The 20,859-nt window shown below is 66.6% G+C and carries 14 protein-coding genes; 12 read left to right on the forward strand and 2 right to left on the reverse strand.

What is annotated here, in order from left to right; translation table 11 throughout:
• Positions 1-322 precede the first annotated feature (322 nt).
• The 3 genes from MVF76_RS02175 (at position 323) to MVF76_RS02185 (ending at position 4,749) form a co-directional block, all read left to right on the forward strand.
• Complete coding sequence (locus MVF76_RS02175) at positions 323-892, forward strand: VPLPA-CTERM sorting domain-containing protein (protein ID WP_297527145.1); 570 nt, start codon at positions 323-325, stop codon at positions 890-892.
• A gap of 92 nt (positions 893-984) precedes the next feature.
• Positions 985-2,784 (forward strand): tetratricopeptide repeat protein, encoded by a 1,800-nt coding sequence (locus MVF76_RS02180; protein WP_297527185.1) that lies wholly within the window; start codon positions 985-987, stop codon positions 2,782-2,784.
• Between the two features lie 3 nt (positions 2,785-2,787).
• Positions 2,788-4,749, forward strand: coding sequence for a tetratricopeptide repeat-containing sulfotransferase family protein (locus tag MVF76_RS02185; protein ID WP_297527146.1), 1,962 nt, complete (start codon positions 2,788-2,790; stop codon positions 4,747-4,749).
• On the opposite strand, the gene MVF76_RS02190 is transcribed toward MVF76_RS02185, so the two are convergent.
• Positions 4,737-6,629: an O-linked N-acetylglucosamine transferase, SPINDLY family protein gene (locus MVF76_RS02190; protein ID WP_297527147.1), complete on the reverse strand. Its 1,893-nt coding sequence runs from the start codon at positions 6,627-6,629 to the stop codon at positions 4,737-4,739. The two genes, MVF76_RS02185 and MVF76_RS02190, sit on opposite strands and share 13 nt — an antisense overlap.
• Positions 6,630-6,939: 310 nt before the next feature.
• On the opposite strand from MVF76_RS02190, the gene MVF76_RS02195 reads away from it, so the two are divergent.
• A complete protein-coding gene (locus MVF76_RS02195) occupies positions 6,940-8,520 on the forward strand; it encodes a tryptophan halogenase family protein (RefSeq protein ID WP_297527148.1) in 1,581 nt (526 codons plus the stop codon).
• A 52-nt stretch (positions 8,521-8,572) separates the two neighbouring features.
• On the opposite strand, the gene MVF76_RS02200 is transcribed toward MVF76_RS02195, so the two are convergent.
• The gene (locus tag MVF76_RS02200; protein ID WP_297527149.1) at positions 8,573-9,847 is read right to left on the reverse strand and encodes a tetratricopeptide repeat-containing sulfotransferase family protein; all 1,275 of its coding nucleotides are present in this window, start codon (positions 9,845-9,847) and stop codon (positions 8,573-8,575) included.
• A gap of 98 nt (positions 9,848-9,945) precedes the next feature.
• Between MVF76_RS02200 and MVF76_RS02205 the strand changes: the two genes are divergently transcribed.
• The 8 genes from MVF76_RS02205 to MVF76_RS02240 all read left to right on the forward strand — a co-directional run bounded on the left by MVF76_RS02205 (position 9,946) and on the right by MVF76_RS02240 (position 20,835).
• Positions 9,946-10,839: a sulfite exporter TauE/SafE family protein gene (locus MVF76_RS02205; RefSeq protein ID WP_297527150.1), complete on the forward strand. Its 894-nt coding sequence runs from the start codon at positions 9,946-9,948 to the stop codon at positions 10,837-10,839.
• Between the two features lie 324 nt (positions 10,840-11,163).
• Complete coding sequence (locus MVF76_RS02210) at positions 11,164-12,585, forward strand: OmpP1/FadL family transporter (protein ID WP_297527151.1); 1,422 nt, start codon at positions 11,164-11,166, stop codon at positions 12,583-12,585.
• A 76-nt stretch (positions 12,586-12,661) separates the two neighbouring features.
• Positions 12,662-14,074 (forward strand): choice-of-anchor U domain-containing protein, encoded by a 1,413-nt coding sequence (locus MVF76_RS02215; RefSeq protein WP_297527152.1) that lies wholly within the window; start codon positions 12,662-12,664, stop codon positions 14,072-14,074.
• 139 nt (positions 14,075-14,213) lie between these two features.
• Positions 14,214-14,777, forward strand: coding sequence for a polysaccharide biosynthesis/export family protein (locus MVF76_RS02220; protein ID WP_297527153.1), 564 nt, complete (start codon positions 14,214-14,216; stop codon positions 14,775-14,777).
• 100 nt (positions 14,778-14,877) lie between these two features.
• Entirely contained in the window at positions 14,878-16,170 is a 1,293-nt protein-coding gene (locus MVF76_RS02225; protein WP_297527154.1) for a hypothetical protein, read from the forward strand.
• A 172-nt stretch (positions 16,171-16,342) separates the two neighbouring features.
• On the forward strand, positions 16,343-18,085 hold the full coding sequence (locus MVF76_RS02230) for a GumC family protein (protein ID WP_297527155.1): 1,743 nt from the start codon (positions 16,343-16,345) through the stop codon (positions 18,083-18,085).
• A 568-nt stretch (positions 18,086-18,653) separates the two neighbouring features.
• Positions 18,654-19,451 (forward strand): exopolysaccharide biosynthesis protein, encoded by a 798-nt coding sequence (locus MVF76_RS02235; RefSeq protein ID WP_297527156.1) that lies wholly within the window; start codon positions 18,654-18,656, stop codon positions 19,449-19,451.
• A 22-nt stretch (positions 19,452-19,473) separates the two neighbouring features.
• On the forward strand, positions 19,474-20,835 hold the full coding sequence (locus MVF76_RS02240; protein WP_297527157.1) for an ExeA family protein: 1,362 nt from the start codon (positions 19,474-19,476) through the stop codon (positions 20,833-20,835).
• Positions 20,836-20,859: the final 24 nt, after the last annotated feature.

The raw sequence follows: 20,859 nt of genomic DNA on the forward strand, positions 1-20,859 counted from the left end.
AAAAGAACCTGCTGACACCCGCCACAAATGTCGACATACTTGACATTGACCTTTGGCAATGAACGACGCACAAGCTCGCCACCCAGCCCCGATCCCCGACATATATCTTCGTTTTCAAAGGGATAAAGTGGGGCGCCATCATTCTCTCCTAAAACTGGCCCGCTACTTGCATCGTGTTCAGGCGCTTGCGCCCCCCGCCAGATCTTCCGAGATTGCATTACGGCGCGGAGGGGCCTTCGCAAAACCGATGAAACGCTCCGGTATCCTGCTTCCGCGGTTCCGGAGAAACAAAACTTGAGGAAACTTGCGAGGAGTTACCATCATGATGAAAAAGACCATTCTGGCTGGCGCGATTGCTGCTGCCATGGGCACCTCCGCTGCCAACGCTGCCGTAACCTCCATCAGCATCACCCAGATGGTGTTCGGAAACACGTATGCTGCGACCGGCTCCATCGACATTGCCAATGGTTCCGGCGTGTTCACCTCGGTCGATCCCTTCTACAGCAACCACTGGACTGCGACCGTGCAGACGGTGTTCAGCAGCAGCGGCACCTGGGCCGGCACCTCGCCGCAGGGCGCCTTCAGCTACCAGTTCACCGTGGACACCACCGCTGGTGACGTGGCTGCCGTCGGCACCTACTTCGACTGGGCCACCAACCTCGGTATTCCGGTCCTGACCGTGTTCAATTGTGGCGCCGGCAACGTCGGTGATGCCTGCACCGGCCTGAGCCTCCCCATGGCTACGCTGCCTTTCCCCGGCCAGCAGCCCACTTTCAACGGTGTGGTTGCCGCTGCCAGCAGCCCGGTCCCGGTTCCGGCAGCCGTCTGGCTGATGGGATCCGGCCTGGTCGGCCTGGTGGGCGTGGCACGCCGCCGCCGTCGCGCTGCCTGAGGCACGCGGCCAACAACCTGACGCAGTCTCCGGACTGCGGAAAACGGGCGCTCAGGCGCCCGTTTTTTTTGTTTTCTGGTAAATTACAGACAATGACGACAGTTAACAGCGATTCCAGCTCCAGCGCGGCCCGTCACCTGGCTACCCTGGTTGCGGAGGGCCGCTTCGACGAGGCCATCCCCCTCATGCAGGAAAGCTGCCGGGCCATGCCGGGTAATGCTCGGGCCCACTATGCCCTGGGCTGTGCGCTCGCCAAGGTCGGCCGGCCCCAAGAAGCCGTTGACAGTCTTCGGACCAGCATTCGATTGAACCCGTCGAATCCCGAACCCCGAATGGCACTGGCAACCATCCTGCTACAAACAGGCAATATCGACGACGCCGAGAAAATTCTCAGGGAACTGCTTGAACAGACGCCGGACCACGTGGGGGCGCACCTGGCACTGGCGGAAATGGCGCTTGACCGAAGAGCCATGGATGCCGCGAAAAAACATTTTGAAGCCGTTCTCATCCAGCGCCCGCGAACGGGGAGGGCATTGCGCGGCCTTGCTCGAATCGAGCGCGGACGCGGAAATTTCACCGCGGCCCAGCGTCATATAGAGCGTTGGCTGGAATTGGAGCCAGACTCTGCTGACGCCCTAGCCGCCATGGGGCACGTCATCACCGCACAAGCCACCGAGGGTTGCGTCGGTACACCCGTCGACGCCGAACCCTGGTTCCGGCGCGCCCTGGAACAGGTACCCGACCATATCGACGCCACTGCACAGCTCGCGCGGATCCTTGAGTTCAAGGGACATTTCGAAGAGGCCTACGAACTGCTCCAGCCACTGTTGGAGAATGATTCGCCGCCCGCCAGTATCGCGACGATCTTTGCTCGGCTGTGCCACCGGGTCGGCCGCTGCGAAGAGGCCGTTGCCTACCTAGAGAAGGCTCTGGCCAGGGTCGGCAGTGCCAAAGACGCCGTCGCTCAAATTCACTTTGCCCTGGGGAGCGTTCTGGATCGCCTCGATCGTTACGATGAGGCCTTCGCACACTATGCTGAAGCCAACCGTCAGGCAACCCGCCAGCTGTACGATTCCACGAGCCATGCCAACTGGATCACCGAGATCATCGAGACACATTCGCGTGCCCTGCTGGGCCGATACCCGAGCGCGCGCAACCGGGATGAGCGTCCCATCTTCATCGTCGGCATGCCGCGCTCCGGCACCAGCCTGGTGGAACAGATCCTGGCCAGCCATCCCGGGGTCGCCGCGGGCGGGGAACTCATGCTCCTGAACGGCCTGGTGCAACAGGCCCAGATGCTGGACCCGGAAGAGGCGCCCTTTCCCCGGTTCATGGAGCGCCTGCCGGCAGAACGGCTCGACCAGATGGCGACGGCCTTCCTGGCCCACCTCGACGAGATCGGCGGCGATTGCTCCCGGGTCACCGACAAGATGCCCCACAATTTCTACTTTCTGGGACTCATCGAAAAGGCCTTCCCCGGAGCGCGCATCATCCACTGCCGGCGCGACCCCCGGGATACTTGCCTGTCGATCTTCTTCCAGAACTTCAATGAAGGGCATCCCTATGCCCATGACCTGTTCACCATCGGCACCCACTACCACCAGTACCGCCGGCTCATGGACCACTGGCGCAATGTGCTCTCCCTGCCCATGCTCGAGATTTCCTATGAAGCGCTGGTCCGGGAACCCGAGGCCACGATCCGCGGGCTGCTCGAATTCTGCGGCCTGCCCTGGCACGATGCCTGCCTGGCCTTTCATGAAAGCCGCCGCCGGGTAAACACGGCGAGCTACGACCAGGTGCGCCGCCCCCTCTACACCCGTTCCGTGGACCGCTGGCGCCACTATGAGGCCCATCTCGCGCCCCTGCTGGAAGGACTGGAAAGAGGCTACTGAGACATGAAGGCGCCCCCGAAAAAGGCACAGGAACTGTTCCGCAAGGCAACCGCGGCCCTGGAGCAGGGCAACCCCAGGGACGCGCTGGCGCAGTTCGAGAAAATCGAGAAAATCTGGGAAAGGAACCCGGACATCTGTTACCTCAAGGGCCTGGCGCTGGGCCGCCTGGGCCGCATACACGAAGTGGCGGAGGTGTCGCGCGAGGGCCTGAAACTGGCGCCCGACCACCACGGCTGCCTGTGCAATCTGGCCAATGCCCAGATGACCCTGCAGGAGACGGAAGCGGCGCTTGGCAATTACGAGCGGGCGCTGGCCCTCAAACCCGGCGATCCCAACCTGCTCAACAACTACGCGCGCGCGCTCGCACTGCTGGGACGCCGCGACGAGGCGGTCGAAATCTACCGGCGCGTGGTCCAGACGGCGCCGAACTATGCGCCCGCCCATGTCTCGCTGGGCCGGGCCCATTACGCCGCCGGCCAGCTCGCGCAGGCAGCGCAAGCCTTCTTCCGCGCCTTGCGCCTCGACCCCCGCCAGTACGAGGCGCATCTCGGCCTGGGGCGGCTGCTGGAAAACCAGGGCGGCCTCGAGCCTTCGCGCCGCCACTACGAACAGGCGCTGAAGCTCTTTCCCGATTGCATCGACGCCCGGGTGGGGCTCGCCACCCTGTGCCGTTACGAGGGGGATTTCGAACGCGCCATGACCTATCTCGAAGAGGCGGCGGAACGCGCAGGCGCGGACAACCCTTCCCTGCTCGCCGGCAAGGCCAATCTGCTCGAATACTGGGGCAAGCGCGAGGAGGCCCACGCCATCGTCACCGCCCTGGCCGAGCGCGGGCAGCTCACGCCCACTGCGGTCACCGTCCATGCCCGGCTCTGCCACCACTTCGATGACTGCGACAGGGCCGAGGCACATTTGAAGGATATGCTGGCGGCCCCGGCCACCGATGAGGCGGAACGCTACTCGCTGTACTTCGCGGCAGGCAGCATGATGGACAGGCAGGGTCGCTACCCGGAGGCCTTCGAGTACTACCGCAAAGGCAACGAGGCGGTGAACATCCGTTGCGACCGCGCCCGCTTCACGGCCCACGTGGACGCCCTCATCGAGACCTTTTCCAGGGAGAATCTGGCGCATTTCGCACGCGCGGAAACGGGCAGCGACCGCCCCATATTCATCGTCGGCATGCCGCGTTCCGGCACCTCGCTCACCGAGCAGATCCTGGCCAGCCACCCCGAGGTTGCGGGCGGCGGCGAGCTGGACACCCTGGCCCGGGTCGCCAACATGCTGGCCGACACGCCCTCCGCGCCCTTCGGCGAGAACAGCCCGCTGACGGGCGACGCCTACCTGAAACGGCTTCCCGCAGCGGGCAGCCTGCGGCTGACCGAGCTGGCCTCGAAATACCTCGACCATCTGGACGGCATCGACGCCTCGGCCCGCCATGTCACGGACAAGATGCCGCACAATTTCCTGCGCCTGGGCCTGATCCAGTTGCTCTTTCCCGAGGCCAGGATCATCCACTGCCGGCGCAATCCCCTGGACACCTGCCTGTCCATCTATTTCCAGCAGTTCATCTGGAGCCACGACTATGCCTGGGACCTGTCGGACCTGGGCTTCCACTACAGCGAGTACTGGCGCCTCATGCAGCACTGGGAACGGACCCTGGACATCCCCATCCTCACCATCGACTACGAGGACATGGTCGCGGACCAGGCGGCCGCGTCGCGCAGGCTCCTGGAGTTCTGCGGCCTGGAGTGGCGCGAGGACGTGCTGGAGTTCCACCGCAGCGAGCGGGCGGTCACGACCGCGAGCTACGACCAGGTCCGGCGCCCCATCTACAAGAGTTCACGGGAGCGCTGGCGCAACTACGCGGACTGCCTCGCGCCCCTGGTCGAGGCCCTGTCCGACGAGGTGCGGGCGCGCATTCCGGGGCTCGAAGCCGTCCCCGCGGCGCGGCATCAGGCGCCCTGATCCCGGCACCAGGCCTGCCAGCGCGCCCGCCAGGCCTGCTCTATCCCCCGCGCCAGCCGTGCCGCATCACACAGCGGGGACCGCAGCAGCGCATCGCGCAGTCCGGCGCGCAGCCCGGCCAGCCTCTCCGTACCCGTCCCGGCCAGCTCCGCGGCAATGGCGACGTAGCGCGCGGGATCGTCCGCCACCCATTCCGGCCGCCCGATGGCGGCCAGCAGCGAGGCGCCCACCCGGCTGCGGTGGACCCGGCCGGCCAGGCTCACCACCGGAACCCCCATGAGCAGGGCCTCGCAGGTGGTGGTGGTACCGTTGTAGGGAAAGGTATCCAGGGCGATGTCCAGGCGCCGGTAGAGCGCCAGGTGCGCCTGGCGTCCCGGCGTGTGTCCCAGCAGCTCCAGCCGCGCGGTTTCGATGCCACGACCCCGGAACCGCGCCTCGACCATGGCCCGGACCTCCGGATCGGTGAGCGCGGGGCTCTTCAGCAGCAGGCGCGAACCCGGGACGGCCGCGAGCAGGTCCGCCCAGGCGGCGACCACCGACGGACCGACCTTGGACAGGTTGTTGAACGAACCGAAGGTGACAAAGCCGTTGTCGGCCGCCGGTGGCGGCGACGGGTCCGGCACCTCCCGGGGGGGCCGATAGGCGAGGAAGGGTGCCGGAACGCGGACCAGTTCTTCCGTGCACCAGCGTTCGCTGCCGGGCGGATCCGTGATCTCGTCGACGATCCGGCCGTCGATCGCGGGCAGCCCCGTGGTATTGGGGTAGCCGAGGTAGGTGAACTGCAGCGGCGCGGGGCGCAGCGCGAACACGGGCAGGCTGTTGTGCGCGGTGTGGCCGGCGAGATCGACCAGGATGTCGATGCCGTCGGCCGCCACGCGTCCGGCGAGGGCAGACGGGGCCTCGCCCGCGCAGGCCCGCCAGTGGTCCGCCGCGGCCCTCAGCGCCTGGCTCACGGCATCCTCCCTCGGCGAGGTGGAGTAGCAGAAGATCTCAAATCCGCCCCGGTCGTGCGCCTCCAGCAATCCCTGGAGGAAACTGGCCACGGAATGGGCCCTGAGGTCCGGCGACAGGTACCCGATCCGCAGCCTGCGGTCCGGGTCGGGCGCACGGGGCGGGCAGAGGGGGCCGCCCGAGGCCGACGCCAGCCGTTCGCCCCATGTCCGGTGGGCCTGCAACAGCTCGGCCTCGTCCAGCCCCTCGAGGTAATTGAGCGCCAGCAGGTAGCCCGAATGCGCCGGTGCCGCGGGCGGCAGCGTCCGGCAGGCCTCGCGGTGCAGCTCGACGGCCTCGCCGGCGTGCCCCAGCACCAGCAGGGCGGAGGCCAGTCCGCTCTGCACCGGCAGCCGGGGATCCCGCCGTCTCGCCTCCTGGTAGGCGGCCACCGCCCGCGAGGGGTAGCCGCGTGCGCTCTCGACCGCGGCCAGGTTGGCCCACAGGCGCGCCTCCCCCGGCGTGGCGGACACCGCGCGCCGGTAGACCTGCTCCGCCTCGTCCAGTTCGTTGCGGGCGATCAGGATCTGTCCCAGCAGGTCCAGGCCCTCGCCGTGGGCCGGAGCCACCGACAGCGCCTCGCGAACGGCGCCCAGCGCCTCGTCCGTCGCGCCGCAACGCCAGAGCACGCGCGCCACGTTGGTCTTCAGCGCGGGCTCGGCCGCCCCGGCCGCAAGCGCACGCCGGGCATGGCGCAGCGCCTCGGCACGGTTCCCCAGCTCGGCCTCCACGTGCGCGAGCAGCCCCCAGGCAAGCGCCGGCGGCCGGGCGCCGCGAACCAGCCGTTGCAGGAGTACGCGGGCCTCCACGAAAGCGCCGCCCGCGACCAGCTCGCGCGCCTTCTGCAGCCTGGCACCGGCCTTGGCGGCCCCCGGACGGACCCCGTTCATGCTGCCCCCGCCGCCGGCGCTTTGCAGCTCCCAGCCATCCCGTACCCGACTTCGAGCACCAGTGCCCGGCCCGGGTCGCGCAGTGGAACGTCCGGACCGGTTCCAGAACGGTATCGGGCGACGCGCGAAAAGTTGCCAGCGCGTCCGGGCAGCGGAATAATGGGCCTGCCCCCCCTCTGCCGGCGGGCACCACGGATGGCGACGGGTCTGCGCCCGGGCGGGAGACAGAACCTCTGGCAGGTCGGCCACCGATGGCGCTGCCTGCCGCTGTTTTCATGAACACCTGACATAACGAGAAGACGAACCTACCATGGTCAAGCGCATAACAATAGTGGGTGGGGGATCGGCGGGCTGGATGACGGCCGCGCACCTGGCGCAGACGCTGCCCGGGGTCGAGATCACCCTGGTCGAATCACCGAACGTCCCCATCATCGGCGTCGGCGAATCCACCGTGCCGCCCATCGTCGATTTCATGGCCAGCCTGGGGCTCAAGGAACAGGACTGGATGCCGGCCTGCAAGGCCACCTACAAGAGCTCCATCTGCTTCCGCAACTTCCATGGTACCGACGGCAAGACCATGTGGTTCCCCTTTTCCGGGACCTGGTCCGTTGCCGGACGGCCCGCCGCGCAGCACTGGCTCTATCGATATTTCACCGATCCGGCCTTCAACGATCGCTTTTCCATCTACGACTATTGCACCCTGGTCCCCGAAATCTGCCGGCAGGGCAAGACGGTGCGCTCCCTCCCCAATGCCACCTACGCCTATCACCTGGATGCGATCGCGCTGGGCGAACGACTCAAGGTCCATGCCAAGGGCAAGGGCGTGAAACACGTCCAGGCGCTGATCACCCAGGTCACCCGGCGCGAGGACGGCGCGATCGACCGGCTGGAACTGGACAACGGCGAGGCCCTGACCGCGGACCTGTTCGTCGACTGCTCCGGCTTCCGCTCCATGCTGCTTGCCGGCACCCTCGAGGAGCCCTTCGAGTACTACACGGATGCCCTGTTCAACGACAAGGCCATCGCCCTGCGCCTGCCCTTCGACCCGGAACGCCGGGAGGCGGAGATGGTTTCCTACACCCTCTGCACGGCCCTGTCTTCCGGCTGGGTCTGGACCATCCCCCTGTACAATCGTCTGGGCACGGGGTATGTCTACAGCAGCCGCCACCTCGAGCCCGACCAGGCCGAAACCGAGTTCCGCGGATTCCTGAAAGAACTCCTGGGCGACGACCGTGCCGACGGGCTGGAGGCCAAGCACCTGGATATCCGGGTCGGCAAGCATCGGCGCACCTGGGTGAAGAACTGCGTCGCGATCGGACTGTCGGCCGGCTTCGTGGAGCCGCTGGAATCCACCGGGCTGCAGATCGTCCAGAGCCAGGTCCACCTGCTCGCCGAGACGCTGCGCGCCCGCGGCGGCTTCAACATCGCTGACGTCAACATCTACAACAAGAGCATCCGCGACCTCCTCGACAGCATCAAGGACTTCCTCGTGTGTCACTATGCGCTGACCGAGCGCGAGGACACCCCTTACTGGAAGGACGTCAAGTACACCACCGAGATCTCCGACGCGCTTGCCGAGAAGCTCACCCTGGCTCGCAGTGTGCTGCCCGCACCCGGCAACCTGCAGCGCTTCGATACCGGGGGCGCACTCGCGGGCTTCGGGTTCAACGACGGCTGGTACTACATCCTGGTGGGCATGGGCCACCTGCCCTTCGCAGTCGGGAAGCAGCGGGAGATGGGCGTCGGCATCTTCGATGCCGTGTTCCAGAAACACGCGGCGGAAGCACAGCAGATGGCGGACCGGCTCAAGGCCGAGCATCCCAGGATCGGGCAGCTCCCGAGCCATTACCGGTTCCTGCGTGACAACATCTACGGGGGCGCGGAGGAATAGCACCGCCGGGGCTCTCCGGCGCGCGCGTTCCAGGATTCCGGGTTCTGTCGGTTCAGGCTTCGGGGCGGGTTACGCCGTGCGCCTCCAATATGTCCCGCAGTTCCCCCAGCATCGGCGCGTAGCGCTTCCACTTGCCGATCGAAGCCGCCGACAGCGGTTTCCGTACCTGGGTATCGCTCGGCGTATTGATCTCCCGCTCTGTTTCATGGAAGCGCAGGCAGGCCGGATCGAAGGGCAGCCCGCAGAAATCCAGCAGGGCGGCGATCTCGCCGTCGGGATCGGCGACCAGCCGTTCGTAGCAGAGCCGGTGAATCCTGCCGGGCAGGACCTGCTCCCAGTGCGCCATCAGCCGCCGGTAAAGGACATAGACGCGGCCGAGATCGCCCCAGTCGTGGGCATAGGCGTGGCTGTCCGACAGCGGCTGCTGGTAGATGGACAGGCAGTTGTCCAGGGGATCGCGGCTGCAGTGAACGATCGGGGCCTGCGGAAACAGGAGCGCGATCAACCCGACCAGGCGGAAATTCATCGGCGTGGTGTCGGTGAAACAGGCCGCCTCGGCGACATGGGCGGGAAGCTTGTCCAGGTAGCGGGCCGCCAGCGCTTCCAGTCGAGCCTCGCCCAGATGAAGCACGTTTTCGGCCAGCGGCCTGCCGGTCGACTGTCCCAACTCGCGGACGATTTCCTCCAGGGCGATGATCTCGCCCCCGCCCGCCACCTGCGGATGGCTGGCGAGGATCTGCTCGGTGAGCGTGGTGCCGGAGCGCGGCATGCCGACCACAAAGATGGGGCGCCGCCCGGGCACCGCAGTCGGCGCCGCCCGGCCCAGCAACTCCGGCGTGAAGGCATGGATCAGCCCCTCGATGTGCTGCTCGTAGGCGCCGGCGTCGAACACCGCGCCGGCCTGCCGCGCCAGCCCATGGACCCGGCCCCACCAGGCCATGGCCTGCTCCGCATTCCCTTTGCGGTCGAAGACCGAAGCCATCGCGAAACCCAGAAACACGCGTTCGTTCGCCGGCACGTCGGAGCGGGCGAACAGACGCGCCATAACCTCGAGTTCGCGGTCCGAAAAGTCGTGGACGCGCATGTGCGCCAGGTGAAAATAGGCCATGGGCGTGGCCGGGCGCAGCCGGATGACCTCATGGAAACACCGGGCCGCCTGCGCAAACCGCCCCCGCCTGCGCAGGACCAGGCCGAGATTCATCAGCGTGGGCACGTGCCCCTTTTCCAGCTTCAGGATACGCCGGTAGTCGCGTTCCGCGGCCTCCAGCCTTCCGGCCTGCTGTGCGCCGACCGCCTGCCGGAACCATTTTTCCAGTTTGTCTCGCAACGCAAGCTCCCCTGCATCGGAATACAACGCGGCGCGGATTTTACCGCGTGCCACCACTTCAGTAGACTCGGCGATCCCCCGGCATCGCGACCCCGGCCATGAACGACTCGAATGCAGTCCACGCGCTGCGCGCCAATCCTGCCACCTGGATTTCCATCCTCGCCATGGGCGGGTTGCTGACGGCGCTGAGCCTGGTGCCGGACCCGCTCGCCCTGGCGCGCGACTATGGCCAGTTCCTCGCCCTCGGGCTGGCCGGGGCCATCGCCGCCAATTCGACCGGGGCGGGCGGCGGCATCGTCTTCATCCCCGCGTTCACCTCGCTGGGCATCGGCGGCGAAAACGCGCTCGCCACCAGCCTGGCCATCCAGTGCTTCGGCATGACTGCCGGCAGCATCGCCTGGCTGGTGGCCCTGAAACGCCATGAATACGGGGGCCGCCACGCGGTCTCGCTGGTGCGCAGGCTGTTGCTGATCACCGCGCCCCCGGCGGCAGCGGGCATGCTGCTCGCGCAGTATCTGGTTCCGGCCCCGCCGCTGGCAGTGGCGACCATCTTCAAGTATTTCTCCATCCTGTTCGGCCTGCTGCTCCTGTACGGCACGCTGCGCAAGCCGCAGCCGCACCCGCACGCCATCCACCGGCTCCACCGGCGCCATGTCGTGCCCATCGTCGTCTGCGCCCTGGCCGGTGGCATGGTCACGGCCTGGATCTCGATCGGCGTCGGCGAGTGGCTGGCCCTGCTGCTTTTCTTTCTGGGCTACCCCACGATGATTTCGGTCTGCATCGCCGTGTGCATCTCCGCGCTCACAGTGTGGGTCGGCATCGGTTATCATGCCGGTACCGATGGCCACATCGTCTGGCCCATCGTGCTCTTCGCCGCGCCGGCGGCCATGGTCGGCGGCAGCGTCGCGCGTTACCTTGCCCGCCGGCTCGGACCCGTTCGTCTCAAGATCTTCTTCAGTACCTGGATTCTTGCGACCGGCCTCGTGATGTAGGCTCGCGGCATGGGCCGGGACGCCAACAAATTGGCGTCCTTCAGGCGGCGCGTTCGCGTTGCTTGACAGTCCGTTTCAGCGTATTGCAAGATTGCCGCGGCTACAACAAACCCAGGTTCCTGGCCGGTGTTCGTCGCGGATCCACCCGCCCCGCGGGCAGACCACGCCACACCGGATCCAGGCAAAGGAAAAACAAGGCCCGACCAAGGCAGAGAAGCCGCTATCAGGCGCACAGCGATCTGGTAGCAGACGACGATGTCCCTGCTCCGTTGCCAGCGAGAAACGGGCACTGCCGGACGGCCGGGTTTCGGAGGAGACAGTTCAATGGACTCTACCTGCCTGAAAAAGGTCGGGCCCCGCGCGCTTGCGCTTGCCATCGCAGCCACCCTTTCGGCGCCCGCTGCCGCGACCAACGGCTATTTCCTGATCGGCTACGGCTCGAAGAACCGGGCTCTGGGCGGCGCCAGCGTGGCGGTGGGGAACGATTCCCTCTCCATAGCCGCCAACCCCGCCACACTGGCCGATCTGCGCATGAACACCATGCGCATCGACGTTTCCGGCGAATTCTTCATACCCCGCCGCGCGTCCACCCACAATGCGGACATCCTCGGCGGCGAATACAGCGAAACAAGCGGCGCCAACGTCTTCCTGATCCCCGCGATGGGCGGCGCCTACAAGTTCAACCGCAAGATCTCGGTCGGCATGGCGGCCATCGGCGCGGGCTCCAACACCCGCTTCGACCAGTCGCTGCCGGAGTGCTTTGACGGCGATCCCAACACCAACGGGTCCCGGTTCTACAACTTTTCCTGTAACGGCGGCCCCACCGCTGGCGTCAATCTCCTGCAGATGCAGATGCTGCCCACGGTCGCCTACCGCCTCAAGAAGACCCAGTTCATCGGCTTCTCGCTGGCCATCGGCGTGCAGAGCTTCCGGGCCTACGGGCTGGAGTCCATGGGCGCGCCCGGCTCACCGCTCAACTTCACTTCCGACCGGGAACACCTGTCCAACAACGGCAATGACTGGTCCTACGGCGCCGGCTTTCGCGTCGGCTGGCTGGGCAAATTCTTCAAGAAGCGGCTCAGCGTGGGCGTGAACTACGCCTCCCGCGTGTACATGTCCAAGTTCGACAAGTACCGGGGCCTGTTCGCCGAGCAGGGCGATTTCGACATCCCGGCGCACTATGCCATCGGCTTCGCCGTCAAGCCCCGCAAGGATCTGACCCTGCTGCTGGACATCCAGCGCATCGAGTTCAGCTCCATCGCCTCGGTCGGCAATCCGGGTCCCGATCCGGCCAACCCCAGCGACTTCTTCCCGCCGGGCTGTGTCGCCTCCAATCCGCCCGATCCGGCGCTCAACAGTTGCGCACTGGGCCGCGACGACGGCATGGGCTTCGGCTGGAAGGACCAGACGGTGTACAAGCTGGGCATCCAGTACGAGTACAACCCCAAGCTGACCCTGCGCGCCGGCTACAACTACGGCAAGGCTCCCATCCCGGAGGACCAGATTGCCTTCAACCTGCTGGCGCCGGCAACGGTGGAGCACCACCTGACTGCGGGCTTCAGCTATCGGCCCAGCCCCAGCATCGAGTGGAGCATGAACTACATGGTGGCGTTCAAGAACACCATCCGCGGCAAGACGCCCTTCTACCCGGCGGGCATCAGCCAGTTGTCCGACCTGGACTTCCCCAACGCCGCGACCTCCATGTACCAGCACTCGCTGGGCCTGACCTTCTCTTACAAGCTGTAAGCCCCATGGTCAGACTGCCGAACCAATCGAATATGGATAGACAGCGACGGGCCTGATCCGTCGCGGGAGCATTCTCATGTCGACATCACAGATCAAACATCCCTTGAAACGCTTTCCCCTTGCCGCGCTGGCGCTGGGCCTGGCCATGGCCGAACCGGCCTCGGCCGTGGAAACGATCAACATCAATCAGATGAACTTCAACGGCCTGTACACCGCCACCGGCACTATCGACCTCACGACCACCGGTTCCGTGTTCACCTCGGTGGATCCCTTCTTCAACGCCCACTGGACGGCCACCGTGCAGACGGTGTTCACGAGTTCCGGGACCTGGGCCGGCACCTCGCCGCAGGGCGCCTTCAGCTACCAGTTCACCCTGAACACGGCCGCCGGTGACGTGGCGGCCGTCGGCACCTACTTCGACTGGAACGGCAACTACGGCATCCCGGTCCTGACCGTTTTCAACTGTGGCAGCGGCAACCCGGGTGATCAGTGCACCGGCACCAGCCACCCCATGGCAACGCCCCCCTTCCCAGGCCAACAGCCGGGCTTCAACGGGCCGGTAGGCTCGGCTGGCTCGGACATACGAACCACGGCCACCGTGGGCGGCAACAATGTCGTCATCAACGTGGTGTCATACCTTCAGAGCGTCGACTCAAGCCTGAACCTCGATCCCGCCAGCCTCAGCATAACGGCTGGACCCGCCTTGGGCACGGTCACGGTCAACAACGCCACTGGCGAGATCACCTATCAGCCGCCCGCAAACGCAACCGACGAGTGCAAAAGCGACCAGCTCAGTTATACGATCAACAATACAGCCGTTAATCCTGTTGTACCGGTCACAGCGAAGATATTTGTCGACATCGGTCCCAGTGGCGCGCTGTGCGAGAAGAACGGCCTCACCGTCACCCCCGGACCCACCGACACCGATGGCGATGCCCGGGTCACCCTCAGCGAACTCCTGAGCGCGGGTGTCGGCAGCGACTCGGCCGTAATCACGGCCTGTGTCGGCGGCTGCTTCGACTACAGCGTGACCGGCGTCGCCCCCGGCGGTACCGCCACGCTGGTGCTGGAACTCGACGAACCCATACCCCCGGTGCCCAAGCTGCGCAAGTGGGACGGCTCGGCCTGGGGCGATTTCGTGGAAAACGCCAGCAACACGGTAGCCTCCGCGGCCAAGGTGAACGGCGTCTGCCCGACCAGCAAGTACTCGACCGGCCTGCTGCCCGGAAACGAGTGCCTGCAGATCACCATCCAGGACGGCGGACCCAACGATACCGACGGCGCGGCCAACGGCACCATCGTGGATCCGCTGGGTGTCGGCAAGGAGCTGATCCCGGCCGCCGACACGCCGCTGGGCAGCACCTTCGGCGGCGGCGCGGGTTGCGCGCTTGCGAAAGGCCCGGCGCCCTGGACGCAGCATCTGGAATGGCTGCTGCTTGCCCTGACGGGTGCGGCGGCAGGCATGTCCCGGCGACTGCGTCGACACTGAGCGACGAGCCAGCCCCTGGAGAGCCCCGCTTCGGCGGGGCTCTTTGTTTGGGGGGATCGGGCTCACGCGCCCTTGAAATTGCACCCGCCGACGGACTCCCCTAGAATCCGAAGCCGGTTCACGAAAAGGCGACAAACTCATGTCACGGCATTCCATCGCCCTGTTCCTCGCGGTTCTGCTCGGCATGCGCCCGGTAGTCTCGAACGCGGACCCGGATGCGGCGATCTACCGGCTCAATCCCGGCGACACCCTGCTGATCTCGGTCTGGGGCGAGGAGAACCTGCAATCGGAAGTGCTGGTGCGCCCGGACGGCGGCATCAGCTTCCCGCTCGCGGGCGAGGTCAAGGCTGCCGGCCGCGCCCTGAGCGACGTCGAGGCGGAGCTGGCGAAGAAGCTGTCCAGGTACATCCCCGAGCCGCTGGTAACGGTGGCGGCGAAACAGCTCCTCGGCAACAAGGTCTACGTCATCGGCAAGGTCAACCGCGCCGGCGAGTTTCCCATCAATCGCCCGACGGACGTGGTGCAGGCGCTGGCCATGGCCGGGGGCATGACGCCCTATGCGGCCACCGGCAAGATCAAGGTGCTGCGGCGCGAGGGGGGCGCGCTGAAGGCCATTCCCTTCGATTACGGGGAGATCGAGAAGGGAAGAAACCTGGCGCAGAACATCGTGCTGAAGGCCGGGGACGTGGTGGTGGTTCCGTAACACCCTCATTGAAACCCCGGATTCCGCTTCGCTGCATCCGAGCTACACGTCTCAGTAAGACCTTGGCGTTCTTCAAACATAACAACAGAAAGGCACACGGATGGACAGATCAGTGACACGGATGCTGGCGCTGGGTGCATCGACCCTGCTCCTCACCCTCCCCCTCGCCGCCCCGGCCGCGGAGTGGTACGCCGAGCCGTCCCTGAAGGCCACGAGCCGTTACGACGACAACGTGCGCCTGCTGCCCGAGAACGAACAAAGCGCGGCGGAATTCGCCCTGACCCCGCGGTTGCCCTTCGGGCGCCGAACCGAGCGCTCGGAACTGGAAGGCGTGCTGGATTTCCGGGTACGGCGTTTCAACCGCAGCGACCTGGACACCAACGATGCGCGCTTCGACCTGAACGGCTACTACCTCGCCAGCGAGCGGTCACGCCTGACCCTGGACCTGAGCCTGGTGCGCGACACCACCCTGGATACCGAGCTGGACGATACCGGCGTGGTCTACAGCCGGGTGCGTCGCAACAGCCGCACCCTCAGCCCCGGCCTGACCCATATATTCAACGAGAAGACCCGCGGCAGCCTGACCCTGGGCCTGACCCGGGTCGACTACGCCGACGAGGCCACGACCGGCCTGCGCGACTACGAGAATCGTTCGGCCACGGCCTCCGTCAACCGCCAGTGGTCGCAAAAGACCGTGCTGACCGCCAGCCTCGGCTGGTCACGCTACCAGCGGGAGGACGACAGCGTGCGTTCCGACAACACCCAGCTCACCCTGGGCGCCGAGCACCGATTCACGGAACGCTCGCGGCTGTCGGCCTACGCGGGTACCCGCCGCACGGAAACGCGGGTGAGCACGGGCGCGACCGCCTGCCCGGACGGCACCGTGTTCGATGCCTTCGGCCTGTTCTTCGGCCTGCCGCCCTGCGTGGACACCGCGACGGGTACGCGCAGCGATTTCGTGACCATCACCCTGTCATCCACCAGCCGCAGTTCCGGCAGCGTCTTCGGCCTGACCGCCACCCACGAGTTCGAGACGGGCGAGCTGTCGGTGGATGCCAGCCGCAGCATCACGCCCCAGGCCAGCGGCCAGGGCCTGCTGATCTCGGACCGGCTGGGTTTCAGCGCCACGCACGGCTTCACCGAAACCCTGAGCGGCCGGCTCGGCCTCAACTGGTACCGGGCCAGCGCGACCGATGACGCCATCGGCGCCGTGGACCGCACCTACATCACCTTCACCTCGGGCCTGCGCTGGCAACCGCGGCGGGACTGGAGTTTTTCGCTCGCCTACCGCTACAGGAAGCAGGACCGCGAGGCCACGCTGGGCAGCGCCACCGGAAATGTCGTATCCTTGGCGCTGAACTATGCTTGGCCACGCCTGACCCGTTCGCGCTGACCCGCGCCACGGGTCCGGTCGCGGCCCGGCACCGGTTGCCTCGGATTGGCGCAACCCATTGAGATAACGAACAAACCCCGACCAACGACCGAGGACGTCGGCAGGCCGGGTGTTGGCCGGCCCGATGACGCGGGCCGGCCCGCCGTGCAACGCATCACGAGACCACAGGGATATGGAAGAGCAAGTCAAAGACCTTCAGGACTACCTGGACGCCTTCAGGCGCCGGCGGGGCGCCATCCTGGCAACCTTCTCGGCCATCTTCGCCATCGGCCTGCTGGTGGCCCTGCTGTGGCCCCCGACCTACCGTTCCGCCGCCACCATCCTCATCGAGGAGCAGGAGGTGCCGGCCGAGCTGGTGCAGTCCACGGTCACCAGCTACGCCACCCAGCGTATCGAGACCATCAAGGCGCGCGTCATGACCCGTGCCAACATGATGAGCCTGATCGAGAAATACGGCCTGTACGAGGACGAGCGCGAGCGCGAGACCACCGAGGAGATCCTCGAACGCATGCGCGACGACATCGAGGTGGAGCTGCTCAACGCCGAGGTCATCGACCCGCGCACCGGCCGGCCCATGCCCGCCACCATCGCCTTCACCGTGGCCTTCAATGGCGAGGATCCCGCAAAGGTGCAGAAGGTGGCCGGCGAACTGGCGAGCCTGTTCATGAACGAGAACCTCAAGGAGCGTTCCAGCAAGGCCAGCGAGACGCTCGCCTTCCTCTCCGACGAGGCCGACCGGCTGCGTAACCAGATCGCGGTGCTGGAACAGCAACTCGCCACCTTCAAGGAACAGAACGTCAACCGGTTGCCGGAGCTGGCGCAGCTCAACAGCCAGCTCATGGACCGCACCGAACGCCAGATCGAGGACATCGACAACCAGATCCGCACGCTCGAGGACCGGCGCTTCTATCTGAAGGGGCAGCTCGAACAGCTCGACCCCTATACCCCGGACGTGAACATCAGTCCCCAGGCCCGGCTCAAGGCCCTGCGCACCCAGTACCTGAGCCTGAACGCGCGCTATTCCCCGGACCACCCCGATGTCATCCGCCTCAAACGCGAGATCGAGGGCCTGGAGAAGGAAACCGGCGCCGGCCCGGACCGGGACGTCCTGCAGTCCGAACTGCGCGCGCTGCAGACCGAGCTCGCCGCCGCGCGGGAGAAATATTCGGCCGAGCACCCGGACGTGGTGCGGCTGGAGCGCAGCGTCGCCGCCCTCCAGGCCGAACTCGACAAGGCCCCGGCCACGCCAGGGCAGCAGATCGATGCCGACAACCCGGCCTATGTGTCGCTGGCCGCCCAGTTGCAGGCGACCGAGGCCGACATCGCCGCCCAGCGCGCGCGGCGCGCCGAGCTGGAGGCCAAGCTCCGGGAATACGAACAGCGCCTGACCGCCACTCCCGAGGTGGAGCGCCAGTACAGCGCCATGCGCCGCGAGCTGGAACAGGCCGTCGCCAAGTACCAGGAGATCAAGGCCAAGGAGATGCAGGCGCAGGTGGCCCAGCAGCTCGAATCGGAGAGCAAGGGTGAGCGCTTCACGCTCATCGATCCGCCGGCCCTGCCCGAGGAGCCGATCAAGCCCAACCGTCCGGCCATCATCTTCCTCAGCTTCGTGCTGGCGCTGGGCGCGGGCCTGGGCCTGGCCGCGGTCGGCGAGAGCCTGGACCGCTCCATTCGTGGCGCCAAGGGCGTGGCGGCGACGCTCGCCGTGGCCCCGCTGGCGGTCATTCCCTATCTCGCCAGCGACGAGGAACAGCGCCAGAAGAAACGCCGCAAGTGGCGCACCCTGGGCGCGGCCACCGCCGGCGTGTTGGTTCTGGCGCTGCTGGTGCACTTCCTGTTTGCGCCGCTGGACGTCCTCTGGTTCCGCGCGCTGCGCAAGGTGAGCATCCTCACCGGGCTCAACCTGGTGGGGTGAGGTCCCGCGGCGGGATCCGGCCTCCGGCCTGCATCCCGGCCGCGAAGACCGCAGGATGGGCAAAGACGCGCAGCGGCGTGCCCATCATGATGCGGCGTAAAGATGGGGATGGCCCTTGCAGGCCCTTTCCATCCCGTGAACTGCCGCGGATTCCGGCCCTGCAGTACGCGTAGGATGGGCAAAGGCGCGCAGCGGCATGCCCATCATGATGCGGCGTGGAGCGGGGGACGGGCTTTCAGCCCCTTGTCCATCCTGCGAACTGCCCCGGTATTGCGGCATCCGGCCTACAGGATTGGCCAGGCGGTCATGACGCAGCGCACCGCCGGGCTGCCGGATCAGGGGTTAACCCCCTATCCCGGCTAAAGTTTTTCACCCCCTTTCCCGATAGCCCGGAAAGGCGGGCACACCGGCGCTGGGCCGAAGTGCGCGGAAAGGGGTAAAGTAGGGGGCCGGCCGCGGGATACTTCTTCTCGCGGGACGAGACTTGCGGAGCGGCGCGCCCGCGTTGGGCGAGGGCCGCTCCGGCTGCGGACGCACGGCGTCGTCCTGTATTCACGAGGTTGCTGTTATGGAACGCATCAAGGTTGCACTGGAAAAGGCACGGGAACAACGTGTCCAGGGAGGTGGCGAGGCCACCGAAAAACAGACGGGACGCTCGGCCCCGGCCGCCCGGCCCGCGGACATTCAGTACACCCGCACCCGGGTTGCCAAGGTTTCGCCTGCCGTGATGAAGAAGAACCGCATCGTCGCCACCGCCCAGGAAAGCGCCTTTGCCGACGCCTACAAGATCCTGCGTACCCAGGTGCTGCAGCGGCTGAAGGAAAACGACTGGAACGTGCTCGCCGTGACCAGCCCCGGCGAGGACGAGGGCAAGACGCTGACCGCCATCAACCTGGCCGTGAGCCTGGCGCTGGAGGTCAGCCATACAGTGCTGCTGGTGGATGCCAACCTGCGCCACCCGAGCATCCACGAGCGCCTGGGCCTGGCGCCCGGCAAGGGGCTGTCCGACTACCTGCTCGACGATGCCGACCTGGCCGAACTGCTGCTGCACCCGGAAGGCCTGGACCACGTGGTGCTGCTGCCGGCCGGCCGTCCGGTGCACAACTCGGCCGAGCTGCTCAACTCGCCGAAGATGGTGCAACTGGTCGACGAGCTCAAGCACCGCTACCCCGAGCGCATCGTCATCTTCGATCTGCCGCCGGTGCTGTCGGCAGCCGACGCCCTGGCCTTCGCGCCCTACGTGGACGCCGCGCTGCTGGTGGTCGAGGAAGGCCGCACCCAGGCCGAGGCCGCGCAGCGCGCGGTGGAGCTGCTGGAGTGCACCAACGTGCTGGGCACCGTGCTCAACAAGGCCGGGCAGGCCTGATCCGCCGGGAGGCGGCGGCATCATGTACGAGGCCTTCTACGGATTCCGCGAGAAACCCTTCTCGCTGCTGCCCGACCCCTCTTTCCTGTATTTCAGCAAGAAGCACCGCATGGCCTTCGCCATGCTCGAGTACGGACTGGAGAACCAGGCCGGCTTCACTGTCATCAGCGGCGGCATCGGCACCGGCAAGACCACCCTGATCCGCCACCTGCTCAACCAGATGCAGCACAACACCACGGTGGGACTTATCTCCAACACCCATCAGTCCTTCGGCGAACTGCTGCAGTGGATCCTGCTCGCCTTCAATCTCGAGCACAAGGGCATGAGCAAGGTGGAGATGTACCAGGCGTTCGTCGACTTCATGATCGGCGAATACGCCCGCGGCCGGCGCACCGTGCTGATCGTGGACGAGGCCCAGAACATGTCCGCCGAGACGCTGGAAGAGCTGCGCATGCTGTCCAACGTCAACGCCGACAAGGACCAGGTGCTGCAGGTGATCCTGGTGGGCCAGGAGGAGCTGCGCGACACCCTGCGCCGGCCCGATCTGGTGCAGTTCGCCCAGCGCATCGCCGTGGACTACCAGCTCACGCCGCTGACGGTCGAGGAGACCACCGAACTCATCCGACACCGGCTGGCCGTGGCCGGCGGCTCGCCCGAGCTGTTCACCGACGCAGCCTGCGCCGCGGTCCACCATTACAGTGGCGGCACGCCACGGCTGGTCAACCTGATCTGCGACACCACCCTGGTGTACGGCTTTGCCGACCAGCGCGAAACCATCGACGCCGATCTGGTGCACGAGGTGGCGCGCGAAAAACAGGCCGGTGGCCTGTTCCCCACCACCGCGCCGCCCCCCGCGGCCGGCGAGCCGGAACCGCCGGCCGCCGTGACCGAATCCGAATCGTCGGCGCGACCGCAACCGGATGCCGACACCATGCCGCGCGCGGGCGCGCTCAATCCCACGCCCGCCAACCGCGAGGAAACACCGGCCGAGACACCGGCGCTGAGACACCGGCTGCGCCTGGCCGTCATCGGCGAGTCACCCGTGCTGCGCCGCCACCTGCGGCGGCTGATCGAACCCTTCGGCATCGAGGTGGTGGCGGAGCTGCCGCTGGAGGCCGCCGGCCAGGGTGACATCGATCCCGCCCAACTGGACATGCTGCTGGTGGACATGGACGACCAGGCCCAGGCCAGCGCCGGCGCCCTGTGCGACCTGATCACCGAATGGAACCTGCCGGTGCTGTTCAACGACAGCCAGCTCACCCAGCAGAGCCTCGATGGCAACGCCCCCGCCTTCGGCAACAAGCTGGTCGCCAAGCTCGCCAGCCTGCTGCCCGACCACACCGCCGACCTGCGCGTGGTCTCCGGCAGCGGCGAACCGCGCTGACATCCTCGCGAAGAGCGCCGCGAA

The organism is Thiohalobacter sp., assembly GCF_027000115.1.
Classification (GTDB): Bacteria; Pseudomonadota; Gammaproteobacteria; order Thiohalobacterales; family Thiohalobacteraceae; genus JALTON01.